This is a genomic window from Burkholderia seminalis, from assembly GCF_001718535.1.
GTDB classification, from domain to species: domain Bacteria; phylum Pseudomonadota; class Gammaproteobacteria; order Burkholderiales; family Burkholderiaceae; genus Burkholderia; species Burkholderia seminalis.
Window position 1 is genome coordinate 2,517,359 of sequence record NZ_CP013400.1, and the last position, 18,421, is coordinate 2,535,779.

The window sequence follows — 18,421 nt, forward strand, 5'->3', positions numbered from 1 at the left end:
CATGAAGAAACTCTCGGCTTCAGCGAGCCGGCTGGCGACGACCGTAGTCGCGGTGGCCGCCGCCATCGCACTGAACCCCGGCCTCGTCGAAGCGGCCGCGGACTACCCGGCCGTGACCTACCAGCGCCTGACCGATGCACACGGCGACCCCGGCTGGCTGACCTACTACCGCACCTACGACGGCCGCTCGCATTCGCCGCTCAAGCAGATCGACACGTCGAACGCGAAGGATCTCAAGCAGGTCTGGGCGTACAAGTTCCCCGCCGACCTGAAGCAGGGTTTCGAAGCCACGCCGATTGTCAACGGCAACTATCTGTTCGTGACGACGCCGAAGGACAACGTCTACGCGTTCGACGCGAAGACGGGCCGCCAGCTGTGGAAATACGAGCCGAAGCTCGGCGCGGCCTCGTTCAAGACCGCGTGCTGCGACGTCGTCAACCGCGGCGTCGCGCTGTACGGCAAGAACGTCTACATCGCGATGCTGAGCGGTGAAATCGCGGCGCTCGACGCGCAGACCGGCAACCTCGTGTGGAAGAAGCAGATGTTCGAACCGGGCCTCGGCTACGCGTTCTCGCTCGCGCCGCTCGCGATCGACGGCGCGATCGTCGTCGGCACGTCCGGCGGCGAATACGGCATTCGCGGCTACATCGCCGCGCTGAACCCGGAGGACGGCTCGCAGGTCTGGAAGCGCTACACGATTCCCGCCGCCGGCGAAAAGGGCGCGGAAACCTGGCCCGACGGCATGCAAAGCCACGGCGGCGGCGCCGCGTGGCTCACCGGCACGTACGACGCCGCGTCCCGCACGCTGTACTGGGGGGTCGGCAACCCCGGCCCGTGGCTCGCCGCGCTGCGCCCCGGCGACAACCTGTATTCCGACTCGCTGCTCGCGCTCGACGCGAAGAACGGCAACCTGAAGTGGCACTACCAGTACACGAACAACGACACGTGGGACTACGACGGCGTGAATGCGGCCGTCCTCGCGGACATCAAGTACAAGGGCAAGGACTACGACGCGATCATCCACGCGGACCGCAACGGCTTCTTCCACGCGATCGACCGCACGACCGGCAAGCTGATCTACGCGACGCCGTTCGTGAAGGCGTTGTCGGTCACCGGCTACACGGCCGACGGCAAACCGATCCAGGACGCATCGAAGTTCCCGAAGGCCGGCACGACGATCGAAACGTGCCCGAGCTTCCTCGGCGGCAAGAACTGGTGGTCGATCTCGTACGACCAGGAACGCAACATCGCGGTCGTGCCGGCACTGCACGCGTGCATGAGCCTGACCGGCAAGTCGGTCAGCTACATGGAAGGCCTGCCGTATCTCGGCGAAGGCTTCGAGATCAAGCCCGAACCGGGCAGCGAAGGCTACGGCGAACTGACGGCCATCGATGTGAACACCGGCAAGAAGCTGTGGAGCCACTGGTCGAAGAAGCCGTGGAACGGCGGCGTCGCGACCACGGCGAGCGGCCTCGCGTTCAGCGGCTCGCTCGACGGCCACCTGTACGCGTTCGACACGGCGACCGGCAAGGTGCTGTGGGAAAGCCCGCAACTGGCGAGCGGCATCATTTCGCAACCGTCGGTGTACGAGGTCGACGGCAAGGAGTATGTCGCCGTGCTCGCCGGCTACGGCGGCGCGAACCCGATCTGGGGCGGCCCGATGGCCGACATCGCGAAGGACGTTCCGCGCGGCGGCACGCTCTACGTGTTCGCGCTCGACTGAACGCGCGCCAGCCCCGAGTCGCGCCCGCATGCGCCCGATGCGGGCGCGACGCCCCACCCGCTTCAACCGGACACACGACCATGAATACTCGTCTCACCTCCGTTACCGTCGCCAGTCTGCTCGCCGTGGGCGTGGCGCTGACACCGGCAGCCGCGTCGGCCGGCGTGCGCGTCTGCACGCTGCCCGGCAGTCCGACCACGGCGCTCGACCGCGCCGTTGCGCGCGAAGTGTTCCGCACCGCGGGCATCGCCGCGACCTTCAACAAACGCGGTGTCGACGACAATGGCGACGACGACGGCATCTCCGCCAGCGAGCTGACGAAGTCGCTCGAACGCGACTGCGACGTGATCGCCGGCTTCCCGCGTTCGGCGATCGCCGATGCGTCGGGATCGAAAATGACGTTCTCGCAGGGCTATCTGCGCTCCGGCTACGTCAGCGTGTCGCTGCGCGATGCGCACGCACCGGCCGGCACGAAGGAAACGATCGCGGCCACGTACGGCAGCCCGTCGCAGCTGATCGCCGCGCAGCAGGCGAACGCCCGCTTCGACCTCGAGAACACGAGCGAGCAAACGATCGGCGCGCTCGCCGCCGGCCGCGCGCAGCGCGCGATCGTCTGGTATCCGAGCGTCGTCGCCTATGCGCGCGCGCATCCGAAACAACGGTTCCAGGTTGCGGCGACGTCGTCGCCATACTCCGACTGGCAACTGTCGTTCGCCTTCGGGCCGGGCAAGGACGCGCTGCAGAAGCGCATCGACGCCGCGCTGTCGCAGATGAGCGGTAACGGTCGTCTCGCATCGCTCACGCGCGGCTGGACGCTTCCCGACGACATCGCGCAAGCCGCTGCCACGACCGCGCCCGGCCGGTTTCTCGACGGCGCGCTCGCGTCCGCGCAGCGGCCGGCAAGAAGCGGTTTCATCAAGGTGTCGACGGGCGAAGGCAGCGGCGTCCCGTCGTTCGACCAGACGCAGGTGCAGCACGGCAAGAAGCTGTACGCCGATGCGTGCGCGAAATGCCACGGCGACCAGCTCGAGGGCAATACCGCGCCCGCGCTGAGCGGGGAGGCGTTCGCTCCCGAGGGCAAGTCGCACATCACCGTCGGCGGCATCTTCCTGTACATGTCGAGCAACATGCCGGCCGATCGCCCCGGCAAGCTGACCGCGGAGGAATACGAGGACCTGATGGCGTTCCTGCTTTACTCGAACGGCTACGACACGTCGAAGAGCAAGCTGACCGCCGATATCGCCAACGCCTCGAAGGCGCCGCTCATCGCCGGGCCGCGCAAGTAAGCTCCCCGCCCACCTTCGCTTCGATCGACCGTCGCGCCGGGATGCACGCCCGGCGCGCGGGCCGGACTTTTTTCCTTCATTTCATTCAGGATGACATCATGATCTCCCGCCATCGCCGGACCTTCTTCGTTCAGGCTGCCGGCCTGTGCGCCGCGCTCGCGGCCGGCACGCGCGCATTCGCCGCCGCACCGCCCGTCGACGAAAACGACGCGACAGCGAAGACGCTCGGCTACCGCGCAAAGGCGACGACCGTCGACGCAGGCAAGTTCCCGAAGTACCAGGCCGGCCAGACGTGTTCGAACTGCCGCTTCTACAAGGCTGCCGCGGGCGAATCCTTCGGTACGTGCCCGATGTTCGCGGGCAAGGCGGTTGCCGCCGAAGGCTGGTGCAACGTCTATGCAAAGCTCGCGTGACGCCGGGCCCGGGCCCGGGCGCGACGGCGCGCCGCGTCGCGGCACGGACGCCGAATACGCGGTCCGTCTGCATGCGCTGATCGCGCTGGGCATCGACCGCGGATACGTGACACGCGGCGAAATCGCCGATGCGTCGCCCGGCGACGCGGCCGACGGTCCGGATTTCGATGCAGCCGCGTCGATTCTGCGCGAGCTCGGCATCGACGTGCGCGAGCATGCGGACGCGCGTACCGCATGGACGCTCGACCGCCATTTCGCGCAAGTGTCGGAAGTCGCGCGCCGCTCGCCGACGCATCGACGCCGCTCGCGGCCGACGACCTGCCCGCGGGCCGGACCAACGACCCGATCCGGCTCTATCTGCGGGAATTGAGCGCGACGCCGCTGCTCGAACGCGACGAAGAAATCGCGCTCGCGCTTCGCCTGGAAAACGGCCGCGCGGCATGCATCGGCGCCTTGAGCCGCGATCCGGCGGCGCTCGCCGTCATCGCGGCGATCGCGGACGACATCCGCGCCGGCAAGGTGGCGGCGTCGGTTTACGTGACGGGGTTCGTCGGCGATGCCGAGCCGTCAGCGCGTGCGCCGACGATGTTGCCGGGCGATCCGACCGTGGCATCGCCGGTTTCCGACGACGGCGCCGGTCTTGCCCTCGACAGCCCGGCGTGGCGCGATACGATCGTCGACGCGCTCGAGCGCGCCGCTGCGCCGGCATCGGCGATGCAGCACGCGTTGCATGCGAACGGTTTCGCGTCGGCCGCTTACCGGGCACTGCTGCGCGACGCAGCCGCATCGACCGGCAGAATTCGCTTCACCTCGCGCGCGATCGAACGTATCGCGCAAGCGAACGGCGCGCGCGCGACTCAGGCGCGCACGGTCGAAAAACGGCTCGCCGATACGCTGACCGCCTCGGGCATACGAATCGAATCCGCGCGCCACGATTTGTTCACGCGATGCGACGATGTACGCGCATGGCTACACGCATGCAGCACCGCGCATCCCGGCTGCGCGGCCGCCCTCGCCCGTCATGCGCCGGCGCTGCTCGAAGCGCGCAGCGCGCTCGCTCGCCTGGCTGCCCAGTCGCCGCTACCGCTCGACATCGCGATCGCGCTCGATGGGAGGCTTTCGCGTATCGAGCGTGCGATGCAACCCGCGAGAACGAAGCTGTTCCAGAGCAATCTGCGGCTCGTCGTCTCGGTCGCCAAACGCTATGCCGATCGCGGCCTGCCCTTCTCCGATCTGATCCAGGAAGGCAATATCGGCCTGATGAAGGCAGTCGATCGCTACGATCACCGGCGCGGCTTCAAATTCTCGACGTATGCGACGTGGTGGATCCGCCAGGCGATCACGCACGCGCTCGCCGAGCTTGGACGCACGATACGCGTGCCCGCGCATACGGTCGATTCGCTCAACAAGCTGTCGCGGCTCGCACGACTGCACCGGCAGCGGACCGGCGACGTCGCGGACGCACGGTCGCTCGCCACGCAGATGCGGCTGCCCGTCGACAAGGTGCGCGAACTGATGAGCATCGTGCGGGAACCGATCTCCGCCGACCTGCCGGTTTCGCCCGATCACGACCTCACGCTGGGCGACGTCACGATCGACGCGGATGCGCCGACGCCGGAAGAAGCGGCGAGCGCCGGCCAGTTGCGCACCGCGGTTGCCGCGCTGATCGACTGCCTCCCGGTACGCGAAGCGTGGATTCTTCGCCTGAGGTACGGCATCGATGTCGAAAGCGAGTATTCGCTGCGCGAGATCGGCCGGCAACTGAACCTGTCGGCCGAACGCGTTCGTCAGCTCGAGGTATCCGCGCTCGAACGCATCCGGCAATTCCGGCACGCACCGGCGCTGCGCTCGCTGATCGCCTGACGCGGCCGCGCCGGGCGACCATCATTCCGCTCGCACGAAAACTGATCAGGACTGCAACACGACCTGCTGCATTTCTGAACGCTTCCTCGTATCGCGCTACCGTCCGCGATGTCGCTGGGTCGACCAGGTGGTTCGCCACGCGCCCGGCTGTCGCGGCTTTCCCCGCCTGCACGCACCGGTCGCGCACCTGGCATGCATGTTGCATTTTCCCGAGCGCCGTCAGGAATCACATTCGCGCCGGCAACAAGCATCGCCGTGCGTTCCCCGACGGCACGGCATGCAGGCGGCTCACATCGATTCCGTTACGGTTTTTTTAATTAGTAATACGTATTACAACACTCAAAAAATCGGAGACAGACGATGAAGAGCAGGACATGGACGATTTGCGCGGCGCTGCTCGGCGCGGCGGCAAGCACGAGCGGTTTCGCGCAGAGCAGTGTCACGCTGTACGGCGACCTCGACGCCGCCTTGCTCTATACGAGCCGATCGCTCGATTCGGCAACCGGCGGCAACGCCGGACGCCAGTTCGCGCTGACCGACACGGGCATGACGCCGACCAACTTCGGCATCACCGGAAGCGAGGATCTCGGCGGCGGGCTGCACGCGAAGTTCAAGCTGGAGAGCGGCTTCAACGTCACGGATGGCGCGTTCGGCCATTCGAACGGCAACTTCTTCGGCCGCCAGGCGTGGGTCGGGATCGACGGCGGATTCGGCGAAACGAAGGTCGGCCTGCAGTTCTCGCCGTTCGTGCTCGCGATACTCGGATCGGACCCGCGCAACGTCTCCCACTTCGGCGCCGCACTGGTGCCGTACGTCGACAACGTGCTCGTCACGGGCCTCTTCAACCCGAACGCGATTTCGTATACGAGCCCGACGATCGCCGGGCTGACGGCCAGCGCGATGTTCGGCTTCGGCGGAAAGGCCGGCGACTTCCAGGCAGGACGCCAGTATTCCGGAAGCGTCACCTATACGAACGGCGGCTTCATGCTCAACGCGGCGCTCTACGACGGCAACGGCGGCACGTCCCCGACGCCGGTTGCGAGCACGGTCGCGTTCGTCGGCCGCACGATCGGTGCCGCCTATACGTTCGGCCCCGTGACCGGCAAGGCGTCGTTCACGAGCTACAAGGTCGCCGGCTCGTTCAGCAACAACGTGTATAGCGCCGGCCTCGACTATCGCGTCACGCCGGCCCTCGACCTGAATACCGGCGCGTGGTACACGACCGACCGCAACGATTCGCACAATCACTCGCTGCTTGCCGCGGTCGGCGCCGACTACAGCCTGTCGAAACGAACGGGCCTGTATGCGCAGGTCGGCGTCGTCAACAACCACGGCGCGATGAATACCGGCCTCGGCATCACGGGCGGCGCGTTGTACGGGTTGCCGGGCACGACGGTCGGCGTCAACGCCGGCATCCGCCACGTGTTCTGACGCAGCGCTCGCGAACGGGCGGCCGGCACGCGCCGCCCGTTCGGCTGCGCAAGTCGGCAAGGCCGGCACGGCAACGCGGCGCAAACCCGACGCAAACGCGCCCCGCCCGGCGCCGGTCCGGTCGTCCGGCACGCCGATCTCGATGTTTACCCGACCTCAAGTCCGCGGCCGGGCGGCCGTCAAGTCAGGAACGCACGCCCAACCTCCGCCGGGAACCCGGCGCGCGTCTTTCAAGGAGACCCACCCACGTGAACTTCTTCGGAATCGGCCGCGGCCGCCGTTCGACGAGCGCGCTCGTCGGCGACATCGCCGAACAGGCCGGCAGGCTCGGCATCGAGATCTGCGACGTATCGGGCCACGTCGAGGAAGTCGCGGCCCGCGTCGCCCGGCAGGCCGAGGTATGCCATACGCTGCGCGAATCGGCCGCCCTCACGCTGCGCGGCAACCACCGGATCGCCGAGGCCGCGCAGCAGGTGCGCGACGTCAGCGCCAATGCGTCGAATGCGGTCCGGCAGTCGCAGCAGACGATCGAGGCATCGCTCGCGGACATTCACGGCCTCGTCGAGGGCGTCACCACGATCGGCGACCAGATGGGCGCGCTGCGTGACGCGCTCGATCACGTGCGGGCCGTGTCCGAGGAAATCTCCGTCATCGCGCGCCAGACCCACCTGCTCGCGCTGAACGCCGCGATCGAGGCCGCGCGGGCCGGCGAGTCGGGCCGCAGCTTCGCGGTCGTCGCGGCCGAGGTCAAGAACCTGTCCGCGAAAACCGGGCAGGCGACGGCTCAGATCGAGACGACCCTCGCGCGGCTCGCCGAGCAGACCGAGCGCCTGCTCGCGGAAGGCACCGACAACGCCGCGCGCGCGCATCGCGTGCGCGAGGGCACGCGCACGATCGGCGAGGTCGTGCACGCGACCGGGCACGCGATCACCGAGCTTGCCGGCGGGGCCGAACAGATCGCGTCGCTGACGGACGAGATCGAGGCGCAGTGCCACCGACTCGACGAGCAGGTAGGCGAGATGGCGTCCGGCGTCGAGAACTCGGCCGACAATTTCTCGCAGGCCAAGGACCGGCTCGGCAATCTGCTCTCCGTTTCCGAGACGCTCATCGAGCTCACCGCCGCGACCGGCATCGAATCGCCCGACACGCGCCTGATCGACACCGCGCGGAGCACGGCCGCCGCGATCGGCAAACTCTTCGAGGAAGCGGTAAGCCGCGGCGATATCGCACTCGACGCGCTGTTCGACACGCACTACGAACCGATTCCGGGCACCGACCCGCAACAGTTCATGACGCGCTTCACGGCATTCACGGATCGCGTGCTGCCGGCCGTCCAGGAGCCGGTCCTCGCCCTCGACGAACGCATCGTCTACTGCGCGAGCTTCGACCGGCAGTGCTACCTGCCGACCCACAACCGGAAGTTCTCGCTGCCGCAGCGCGCGGACGCCGCCTGGAACGCCGCGAATTGCCGGAACCGCCGGATCTACACGGACCGGACGGCGCGCATGTCGGTGTCGCATGACAAGCCTTTCCTGCTGCAGACCTATCGCCGCGACATGGGCAACGGCCAGTTCGCGCTGATGAAGGACGTCTCCGCGCCGATCGTCGTCGGCGCACGGCCGTGGGGCGTCCTGCGAATCGGCTACAGCGTCTGAACCGGGGCGTGCGGGCCGCGCCTATTGCTCCAGCCCTACTCCCAGCGGCCGCTGATCGCTGCGCCCGTGATCGTCGACCACCCGCACCGTATAGCTGCCGGCCGTCCCCGGCTGCCAGAACAGCGCGTCGCCCGGCGTACTGCGGCCGACATACGCATCGTTGACGAACCAGTACAACGCATGCGCGCTCGCATCGGCCGTCGCGTTGAACGCGATGCGCGTCTCCCCGGTGCGCGTCACCCGCATCGCATACGTACTGCCGCGCAGCGGCGACGTGATCCGCGGCGGGTCGCCCTCCACCTGCCCCGCATCGCGGCAGTCCGCATTCTGCGGCGGCCGCCTGCGTGGAATACCCGCCTGCGCGAACACCTGCTGCAGGTCCGACGGCCAGAACTCGAAGATCTCCGTATGCGTGCGCTTGCCGTCGTACGGCGGACACGCGGCCTTCCCCGTCGCATCGTCGATCACGACGGGCCGGTGCACGTTGCTCACGCGAATCGGCGACGTGCCCGGAATGAACCACGTCCAGCCCTGTTGCGGACACCATTCGTTCGGCAGATCGCCGCTCGCGAGACAGATCCGCACGCGCTTCAGCCGCGGCGGCATCGCGCGCGGCGGCTCGGCGAGCGGGCGCTCGGCGTTCATCGCATCGACGACCTGGAAGAACAGCGGCGCGGCCGCATCGACACCGACGAAGGCCGTATTGGCCGAATTGTCGAAATTGCCGACCCACACGACCAGCACGTACGGGCCGAACACGCCGGCCGTCCACGCATCGCGGAACGACCATGACGTGCCGGTCTTCCAGTACACGGGCACGCTCGACGGCTGCGCGCCGCTCGTCTCGTCGGGGCGCAGGTGCTGGCGCAGCATGTCCATCGTCATGTAGCTCGCGTCGGCGCTCAGCAGGCGCCGGGCGGGCCGCGCCGGCTCGTCCGCGCGCAATCGCAGCGGCCGGAACTCGCCGCGATTCGCGAGCATCGCGTACAGCGCCGCGAGATCCTGCATCGTCACTTCGCCGCCGCCGAGCACGAGCGCGAGCCCGTAGTGCTGCGCGCTCGCGAGGCGGCGCACGCCGGCTTCCTGCAGGAACCGGTACAGATCCGGCGACTTGAGCTGCGACGCGACCCATACGGCCGGCACGTTGCGGCTGCGGTTCAGTGCGTCGGTCGCGGTGATCGGCCCGAGGAAATGGCCGTCGAAATTCTCCGGCGCGTACGGGCCGAACGACGTCGGCACGTCGCGCAGCACCGTCTGCGGATGCAGCACGCCCTGGTCGAAGCCGAGCGCATAGATGAACGGCTTGAGCGTCGAGCCCGGCGAGCGCCGCGCGAGCGTGCCGTTCACCTGCCCGTCGATCGTGCGATCGAAGAAGTTCGCGGAGCCGACCAGCGCCTTCACGCCCATGTCGCGCGTATCGACGAGGATCGCCGCCGCGTTGCGCACGCCGCGCGTGTCGTTGCGCGCGACATAGCGTGCAACCTGTCGTTCGAGCGTGCGCTGCAGGTCGAGATCGAGCGTCGTCACGAGCCGCGCGCCGGCCTCGCTGTCGTCCGCCGCACCGCCCGACGTCGTGCGCCACGCGCCGCGCGCGGCGAGCGCCTGGTCGACCGCATGCGGCGCGTCGAACGGCAGCGCGGACAGCGGCCGCATCGCGAGCGGCAACGCGAACAGCGGCTTCAGCGCTGCATCGCCGGGATGCGTCGTCAGCCAGCGCGCAAACAGCCGGTTGCGCGACGCGGCCAGCGCGCGGTTGATCTCGTCCTGCCCGCCGCGCACGCGCCGCGCCGGGTCCTGCGGAATCACCGCGAGCGCGAGCGCTTCGGGCAACGTCAGCGCATCAGGCATCCGGTCGAAATAGACGACGCTCGCGGTACCCGCGCCTTCGACGTTGCGCCCGTACGGCGCGTCGTTCAGATAGGCTTCGAGGATCTGCCGCTTCGAATAGAACAGCTCGAGCTGCAGCGCACGCGCGACCTGCGCGAGCTTGCCGGCCGGCGTGCGCGTGTTCAGCTTCCACAGCGAGCGTGCGAGCTGCATCGTCAGCGTCGACCCGCCCTGCGGATTGCCGCCGCGCACGTACGTGATCCACGCGCCGCGCGCGAGCCCGTACGGGTTGAAACCCGGATGCCACCAGAACCAGCGGTCCTCGTGCAGCATCACGGCTTCGACGAGCTGCGGCGACATCCGGTCGAGCGGCACCCATAGCCGGTAGCGCTCGTCCTTCGCGAGCGTCAGGCGCAGCAACCGGCCCTGCGCGTCCGTCACCGCGACCGACGACGGCTTCCAGTCGCGCAGCGGCGGATGCGGCCACAGCCGGCACGCAACCAGCGCGCCGACCACGAGCAGCACGCCCACGAGCCAGTTCTGCCAGCGGTGCAGCCAGCGGCCGGCGCCGTGCAGCGCGCGCCGACGCACGGATGCTTCAGCCACGCGCGAGCACTCCCCGCTTTCGACGTGGCGCGCAACGCCGCGGCATCCGCCTCGTCATCGCGCGCGCTCCACCGTCAGCGCCGTGCCGCCCGGCGCCTGCGCCTGCACCCGGCGGTCGTACATCGACTCGCCGTACGCGGGCGGCGCGACGAAGCGGCCCGCGTTGCTCGCCTTGATGCGGTAGACGAATTCGCGCACGTCGGTCGTCGCGGTGCCGTAGATCACCACGCGATCCTCGCGCACATCCGCGAACTGCGGCTGCCACGTCGACCCCGTCACGCCGATCGGCGACCGCCACGGCGCATCGGCCACCGGCGCCGACGCGCCGCCGTTGCCGTCGCCATCCTGCGTGTCCGTCGCGGGTGGCGGCGCGATCACCGGATCGAAGCCGCCCGGCAGCAGGTCGACGATCGCGATGTTGCCGACGTTCGCCGAACCCGTCGCGCGGATCTTCAGGTGCACGTCGATCTCCTGGCCGAGCGTGATCCTGTCGAGCGGCTTGCCGTTCGTGTCGGTGTAGTCGCGCACGATCTCCAGCCCGTTCCTGATCGCCTTCGTCGACGTGCCGCGGTCGTAGCCGGACTGGCTCGCGACCCACCACGCCGGCAGCGTGCTGCCGTTCACGAAGTCGACGCGCGACGCGCCGGCCGCCCACGTGCCCGAGCGCACGAGGCCCGCCTGGATCGACGACACGTCCTTCGCGCCGGCACCCGCGCGCACCTCGTCGATCGCGAGCCGGTCGAGCTGGCCCGCGTTCGACGCCGCGTATGCGTCGAGCGCGAGAATCGTCATCGCCGACGACAGCGTGTTGTAGCGGTTGTCGACGAGCGGCGCGGCGAGGTTGTCCATCGCGCGCGGCGACAGCTTGCTCACGCGTTCGGGGAAGTGCTTCGCGAGCAGGTACAGCACGCTCGCGTCGCGCGTCAGCGGGTCGATGTAGTAGCCCGTCACGTAATCGCCGTCCGACGCGCGCTTGCGTTCGAGCAACGCCTGCGGGCCCGCGATCAGCGCGGCGGCTTCCTTGTCCTGCTTCAGCAGCTGATACGACGCGGCGAGCCATGCGGCCGCGAGATCGTTGTTCCAGTCCTTCGGGTACGCCTCCTGCAACCGTTTCTGCACGGCCGCGAGGCTGTTGGTCGTCACGTTGCCCTGGCGCGTCAGCAGGTACACCGCGTACGCGCGCTGCCGCAGCAGGTCGAGCGAGCCGAGCGCGTCGTTCGCGGCGAGCTTCTGCAGATAGGCGTTGCCGGCATCGAGCATGTCCTTCGGCACCGCGATGCCGCGATCGCGCGCATCGAGCAGCACGTGCATCGCATACGCGGACACGAACGGATCGGCGTCGGGCGTCGCGCTCCACAGCCCGAAGCCGCCCTGCGCGTTCTGCCGGCCGCGCAGCACGCCGAGGAACTGCGCGATCGCGCTCGCATTCGCCGCGTCGGCACCGGCTTCGGGCGCATGCATCGCGCTCGTCAGCGCGCGCACCGACAGCCACTTCGCCGCGAACACGCGCGGCACGACCGCGCTGACCATCTGCTCGCTGCAGGCGTGGTCGAAGTTCACGAGATACGACGACAGCCCCTCGGACAGCACGAGCGGCGCCGTCGAGATGCTCGCGTCGCGCGACGCGTACGCGTCGTACATCGACCGCAGGTTCGGCACGCTCGCCTTCTTGCCCGGATCGACGCGCGCGATGTCGAGCTGCGTGCGGAACGCGGCGGCCGGCCGCACCGACACGTCGACGCGCTGCTGCGCGCCCTTCGCGCCGTAGCGCGCGCCGAACGACAGCGCGCCCGAACCGAGCGTATCGGTCGCCTTCACACGGAACATCGCGACGCCTTCGTGCTGCGGCGCGAGCGCGACATTCTGCGTCGCCGGACCGATCACCTGCAACTGCGGGCCCGTCTTCAGCGTGACCACCACCGGCACCGGCTGGTTGCCCACGCCCGTCAGGTTGTTCGCGACGCCGACGCTGACATCGGCCTCGTCGCCCGGCGCGAGCGTCGTCGGCACGTTCGGCGACAGCACGAAATCGCCGCGCACCGTCGTCGCGCCTTCGAACGTGCCGACCAAGTCCGGCGACACCGACACGGCCATCACGCGCAGCTTGCCGTTGAAGTAGTCGGGCACCGTGTAGCTCAGGCGCGTGTCGCCGTTCACGTCGACGATCCCCGACCAGTAGACGACCGGCTTGTCGCGCTTGCGCTTGAACGGGTTCAGCTGCCGGCCGATCGCGTCGTCGGCGTCGCCGCCGGGCGCGGCCATCGCCATCAGCTTCTCGAAGTCCGGCAGGATCAGGTCGAGGATCTGCGACGTGCCGACTTCGAGCATCCGCTTGCGGAAGAAGAACTTCAGCGGATCGCCGAGCTTGTAGCGCGCGACCTGCAGGATGCCTTCGTCGACCGCGAACACGACGACCTTTGCCGGCTTCGCCGAATGCACGGTGAAGTTGACGGTATCGCCCGGCTTCACCAGCGCCGGCGCCTCGACGCTCACCGCGTTGCGGCGCGCGTCGAGATTCACCGAGAACGGCACGACGCCGTAGCTCAGCGGGCTCATGAAGATCTCGTCCGACGACGGATCGCGGATGTACTGCACGTTGATGTAGCCGTTGCCTTCGAAACCGGCCGGCACCGTGATGTGCTGGATCGAGCTCGTCGTGTCCGCATGGAACCATGCATGCGCGTACACCTTGTCGCGCTCGATCGTGATCAGCCCGCTGCCCGCATAAGGCGCGCGGATCGCGATCTCGACCTGCTCGCCCGGCCTGAAGTCGTGCTTCGCGAGGCTCACCTGCAGCTCGGCGTTGCGGTCGAGCGAGCGCGTGACGTTCGCGGCGCCCGTGACCGAATACTCGATCCGGTTCACCGCGGTGCCGTCCGCGCGGCGGATCACGAGCGCGTAGCTGCCCGGCTTGTCGGTACGCAGCGCGACGTCGAGCCCCGCGGCCGGAATCGACAGCGGCTTCTCGTCCACCGGTACTTCCTTCAGCCGCGAATCGTATTTGTATGCGCCGGAATCCTGCTTGGTCAGCACCGACACGTAGCGCTCCTCGACGAGCTGCGCACGCAGGTCCTTCACGTCGATCGCCTTCGCGCCCGGATCGATCGCGACGAGCCGCACCGAGCGCGGGCTGCCGCGCTTCACGTAGCCGAGATCGTCGACCGACTTGTAGCCGACGAGCCAGTCGTTGTTCGACACGAGCGTCTGCGCGTTCGCCGCGACGTTGCGCCCGCCCTCCGCTTCGTATGCCTTCGCCTGGAAGTACAGCTGGTAGGTCGCGTCCGCGTACTTGTCGAGATCGAGGTCGAACTCGGCATGGCCCTTGTCGTCGGTCGTGCCGTCCTGCAGCGTCGTCGTGTAGCCCTCCTTCGCGCGCCGCGCATCGAAGAAGTGATAGCCCTGCCAGCTGCGGAACGACGGCCATACGGGGCGCAGCGTCAGCGTCGCCGCGACGCGGCGCTTCTCGGCCGGCGTGCCGAACAGGTTCTGCGCATCGACGATGCCCTTCAGCCCCTTCGGCTTCACCCACCCTTCGACGACCTGCCGCGACAGCTTCGCGTCGACCTTCATCCGGTCGGGCAGGAACTCCTTCACCTGGACGGTCGTGCTGCCGATCGGCTCGGCACCCGGCTGGCCGTCCTTCACGATATACAGGTTGACCGTCCACGTGCCGGTCGGCGCCGTTTCGGCGGTCGTGTAGCCGAGTTCGGTGAAGCCCGTCGCATCGACGGTCACCGGCTTGCGCTCGACGGTGATCCCGCGCGGGTCGACGATTTCCGCCTGCAACGGCACGCCGGCCGGGCTGCGCGCCCAGCTGGCCGCGCGCACGATCAGGCCGATGTGGAACGAATCGCCGGGCCGGTACAGGCCGCGATCCGAGAACAGGTACGCCGACAGCTGCCCCTGGCCCGTCGCGTTGCGCTCGCCGTCGACGTCGAAGCGCGAGAAGTCGAGCTGACGGTCGCGCCCGGCCACCGGCAGGAACGACAGGTCGGTGTCCTTCTTCACGACATACAGCTGCGGACGCTTCTCGCGGTCGAGCCCCTTGAACGCGGGAAAATGCACGATGCCGTCGGCGCTGGTCGTCTGCGTGAACAGTGCCTGGCCGTTGACCGCGAGCACCGACACGGTTGCGCCCGCAACCGGCTTGCCGGTGCGGATCGACTGGATGAACACGTCCTGGCTGCCATCCAGCGCCTTCTTGACCAGCATCCCGAGATCGGTCACGACGATCAGGCGCGTGTCGCCGAGTGCGTTGTCGCCATCGTCGCCATTGCCGTTGCCGCTGCTGTCGCCCGCATCGGCGTTGTCGGACTGATCCTGGCTGCCGTCGGCGGACGATGCATCGTCATCCTTCGCGTCGTCGGTCTGCTTCTTCGCGGCCGCCGGATCGAACTTCGACAGGTGCAGCAGGAACACGCCGCGCTTGCCGCCCTTCAGGTACTGGCCGAGATCGATGCCTTCGTAATGGGCCTTGCCGGGCTCGCCGGCCGGGAACGCACGCGTCTGCACGAAGCGCTCGACGATGTGATCCTCGCTGAACGAATAGGACAGCTCGGGCCGCGCGTACGTGCCGTTGTTGAAGCTCACGAGATGCTGGATCTGGTCGGGCAGCACGCGGCCGATCTCGACCTTCATCCCCGGCAGGTTGCGCGACACGACCGACAGCCGCTTGCTGCCGCTCATCGACAGCAGCGAGCCGTCCGCCATGAAACGCAGCAGCTTCGGATAGTCGGGCACCGTGAACGCGCTCGTCACGGGCTTGCCGAGCAGGTAGCCGCCGGCCGACTTCAGGTCGCCCTCGACCCGCACGACGACGCGCTCGCCCGGCGTCGCGTGGTACTTGAAGCTCTGCAGCGTCGCGAAATCGTTCTCGGTCGGCACCGCTTCGAGCGGCAGCGGCTTCGACTGCTTCAGCACCGCGTCGCTGATGTCGGCCACGTTCCATTCGTACGGCGGATCGTCGTCCGACTGCTCGACGCCCGGCTTGCGCTTCGGCAGCACCCACGCCTTCGCGCGCGCGGCGAGATCGGCGCTGCGCACACCGTCGGACGTTTCGGCGACGAGCACCTGCTCGGGCTCGTAGCGCTCGTTGTCGACGAGGGTCGGCGCGACGTTGCCGATCGACAGGCTGTACAGCCCCGGCACGCCGACCGACGCATGCAGCACGTCCGGCGTGCCGTTGCCGCCGCGCGCGCTCTTCACGCCCTTGTCGACGTCCAGCCGCACCGACAGCGGATCGCGCGGGATCTCGAGCGGCTGCGAGTAGACCCACGCGCTCGTCTTCATCTTGTCGTAGTTGACCGTATAGCGCAGCGGCGACGCGCTCTTGCCGTCGCGGCCGACCAGCACGAGGCCGATGCGCTTCTCGAACTCGGCCGGATCGACCGGGTAGTTGAAGCGCAACTGCAGCAGGGCCTGCTTCTCCGCCGGGTTGTCGGGGTTCTGGTAGAACTCGTTGTTGCCGAAGGTAGCGGCGAACGCCGGCAGGTCGAACGCGAAACGATCGTCGCGCATGATCACCTGCGGCGCGAACACGCGGTGCACCGCGAAACGCACCTCGACGTGCGCGCCGACCGGCCAGTCGGCCGCCGGCGTGAAGCGCAGCGTCTTGTCGTCGACCCACTCCCACGCGCCCTTCAGCGCGGGCGTCATCTCGATGCCGTCGCCGGCCGGCTTGCCGACCCGCTCGATCGGCGCGGCCGACTGCGCGAACGCCACTTCGAGCGGATGCACGGTGATCTTCGGCTTGTCGGTGTCGTCGACCTCGTAGGTCGTGATCGCCGGCGCCTTCACGGTGAAGCCGACGGTTTCGGGCTCGGGCGGCTTCGGACGATGCTTGAACCAGTAGCCGCCGTAGCCGAGCGCGGCCGCGAGCAGCACCAGGCCGCCGGCATGCCACGGACGGCGGCGCACGGCCGCCGCGGTGATGCCCATCCACGCGGGCGCCGTCCACGACACGTCGCCGACCAGCGGCCGCAGCGCGCAGCCGAGCAGCCACCAGACGAAGCCCGCCACGCGAATCGGCAGGAGCAGCAGGAAGCGCAGCAAATCCATGTTGTTATTTCCTTGTTCAAGGACGTGCGGCCGGCTTCGGCGGCGTTCCCCGAGATTTATCGGTCTGTGACGGCGCGGCCCTGGTTGCGCCGTAATGCTTGGAATGTTGTGTTCGACCGGATGCTGGCCGCCATTATCGATCAGACCCGAAAGGATGGAAATATCGGTGTGCCGGCGCGCAACGCCGCCCGACGACCGGCCGGACGGGCAGGTTTCGGCTCTCCGCCCCGACCTCGGCACACGGCCGCGCCGCGTTCGCTAGAATGCGCGGCTCGGCAGGATCGAATCGAAATGAAAGGAAACCGCTTGAAACTCCCGTTCGAATGGCAGATCGGGCTGCGCTACGCGCGCGGCGGCCGGCGCTCGGCCGGCGACGGCTTCGTGTCGTTCATCGCCGGCGCCGCGATGGCCGGCATCGCGCTCGGCGTCGCCGCGCTGATCGTCGTGCTGTCGGTGATGAACGGTTTTCGCACCGAGGTGCGCGACCGGATGCTGTCGGTGCTCGCGCACGTGGAAATCTTCTCGCCGACCGGTTCGATGCCGGACTGGCGGCTGACCGCGCACGAATCGCTGCGGAACCCGGCCGTGCGCGCGGTCGCGCCCTATGTCGACGCGCAGGCGCTGCTGACGAACGCGGGCAGCGTGACGGGCGTCGCGCTGCGCGGCATCGACCCCGTGCTCGAACCGCGCGTGTCCGAAATCGCGCGCAAGCTGAAGACCGGCCGCCTCGACGCGCTCGTGCCGGGCGAGATGGGCATCGTGCTCGGCGCGGCGCTCGCCGATGCGCTGCACGTGAAGATCGGCGACCGCATCACGTTCTTCGCGCCCGGCCACGGCGCGCGCATCGGCGAGGCGCTGCCGCGGTTCCGCCAGTTCAACGTGGTCGGCACGTTCGAGTCCGGCCATTACCAGTACGACAGCGCGCTCGCGTACATCCACATCCACGACGCGCGGAAGCTGTTCAACGTGCCCGCGCCGACCGGCGTCCGGCTGCGCGTCGACGACCTGCAGCGCGCGCCGGAGATCGCGCTCGCGCTGTCGCGCACGCTGTCGGGCGACCTGTACATCCGCGACTGGACGCGGCAGAACCGCACGTGGTTCGAAGCCGAACGGCTGCAGAAACGGATGCTGTCGCTGATCCTGATGCTGATCGTCGCGGTCGCCGCGTTCAATCTCGTGTCGTCGCTCGTGATGACCGTCACGCAGAAACAGGGCGACATCGCGATCCTGCGCACGCTCGGCGCGCCGCCGCGCTCGATCATGAAGATCTTCGCGATCCAGGGGACGACGATCGGCCTCGCCGGCACGCTCGCGGGCGTCGCGTCCGGCTGCGCGATCGCGGTGAGCATCCCGTGGGTGCTGCCGGCGATCGAGCAGGTGCTCGGCATCCGCTTCCTCACCCCGTCCGTGTACTTCCTCAGCTCGCTGCCGTCGAAGCTGTCGGCGATCGACGTGATCGAGGTCGCCGCGGCCGCTTTCCTGATGTCGTGCGCCGCGACGCTGTACCCGAGCTGGCGCGCCGCCCGGGTACGGCCGGCCGAGGCGTTGCGCGACGAATAG

Annotated in this window: 9 protein-coding genes and 1 pseudogene; 8 read left to right on the forward strand and 2 right to left on the reverse strand. The window is 68.6% G+C overall.

Annotation, left to right across the window (positions count from 1 at the left end; all coding sequences use genetic code 11):
• Window position 1 precedes the first annotated feature (1 nt).
• From WJ12_RS31795 to WJ12_RS31820, 7 genes and pseudogenes are all read left to right on the forward strand, one after another.
• A complete protein-coding gene (locus WJ12_RS31795; RefSeq protein WP_034186047.1) occupies window positions 2-1,723 on the forward strand; it encodes a methanol/ethanol family PQQ-dependent dehydrogenase in 1,722 nt (573 codons plus the stop codon).
• Window positions 1,724-1,803: 80 nt separating this feature from the next.
• Window positions 1,804-3,009, forward strand: coding sequence for a c-type cytochrome (locus WJ12_RS31800; protein ID WP_034186046.1), 1,206 nt, complete (start codon window positions 1,804-1,806; stop codon window positions 3,007-3,009).
• Between the two features lie 98 nt (window positions 3,010-3,107).
• Window positions 3,108-3,422: a high-potential iron-sulfur protein gene (locus tag WJ12_RS31805; protein ID WP_034186207.1), complete on the forward strand. Its 315-nt coding sequence runs from the start codon at window positions 3,108-3,110 to the stop codon at window positions 3,420-3,422.
• Window positions 3,406-3,588, forward strand: a pseudogene (locus WJ12_RS36990) (hypothetical protein); the annotation flags it as partial. The gene WJ12_RS31805 and the pseudogene WJ12_RS36990, both read left to right, overlap by 17 nt.
• A 68-nt stretch (window positions 3,589-3,656) precedes the next feature.
• The gene (locus WJ12_RS31810) at window positions 3,657-5,285 is read left to right on the forward strand and encodes a sigma-70 family RNA polymerase sigma factor (protein ID WP_226103931.1); all 1,629 of its coding nucleotides are present in this window, start codon (window positions 3,657-3,659) and stop codon (window positions 5,283-5,285) included.
• A gap of 360 nt (window positions 5,286-5,645) precedes the next feature.
• Window positions 5,646-6,716 carry a porin gene (locus tag WJ12_RS31815; protein ID WP_069246006.1) on the forward strand — a complete coding sequence of 357 codons (1,071 nt, stop codon included), beginning with the start codon at window positions 5,646-5,648 and terminating at the stop codon, window positions 6,714-6,716.
• Window positions 6,717-6,964: 248 nt separating this feature from the next.
• Window positions 6,965-8,371 (forward strand): methyl-accepting chemotaxis protein, encoded by a 1,407-nt coding sequence (locus WJ12_RS31820; protein WP_069246007.1) that lies wholly within the window; start codon window positions 6,965-6,967, stop codon window positions 8,369-8,371.
• Window positions 8,372-8,392: 21 nt separating this feature from the next.
• On the opposite strand, the gene pbpC is transcribed toward WJ12_RS31820, so the two are convergent.
• Window positions 8,393-10,804, reverse strand: coding sequence for a penicillin-binding protein 1C (gene pbpC, locus WJ12_RS31825; RefSeq protein WP_083262760.1), 2,412 nt, complete (start codon window positions 10,802-10,804; stop codon window positions 8,393-8,395).
• A 54-nt stretch (window positions 10,805-10,858) separates the two neighbouring features.
• Window positions 10,859-16,861 carry an alpha-2-macroglobulin gene (locus WJ12_RS31830; protein WP_069246008.1) on the reverse strand — a complete coding sequence of 2,001 codons (6,003 nt, stop codon included), beginning with the start codon at window positions 16,859-16,861 and terminating at the stop codon, window positions 10,859-10,861.
• A gap of 291 nt (window positions 16,862-17,152) precedes the next feature.
• Here WJ12_RS31830 and WJ12_RS31835 point away from each other — a divergent pair, with 291 nt between their 5' ends.
• The gene (locus WJ12_RS31835) at window positions 17,153-18,421 is read left to right on the forward strand and encodes a lipoprotein-releasing ABC transporter permease subunit (protein WP_083262761.1); all 1,269 of its coding nucleotides are present in this window, start codon (window positions 17,153-17,155) and stop codon (window positions 18,419-18,421) included.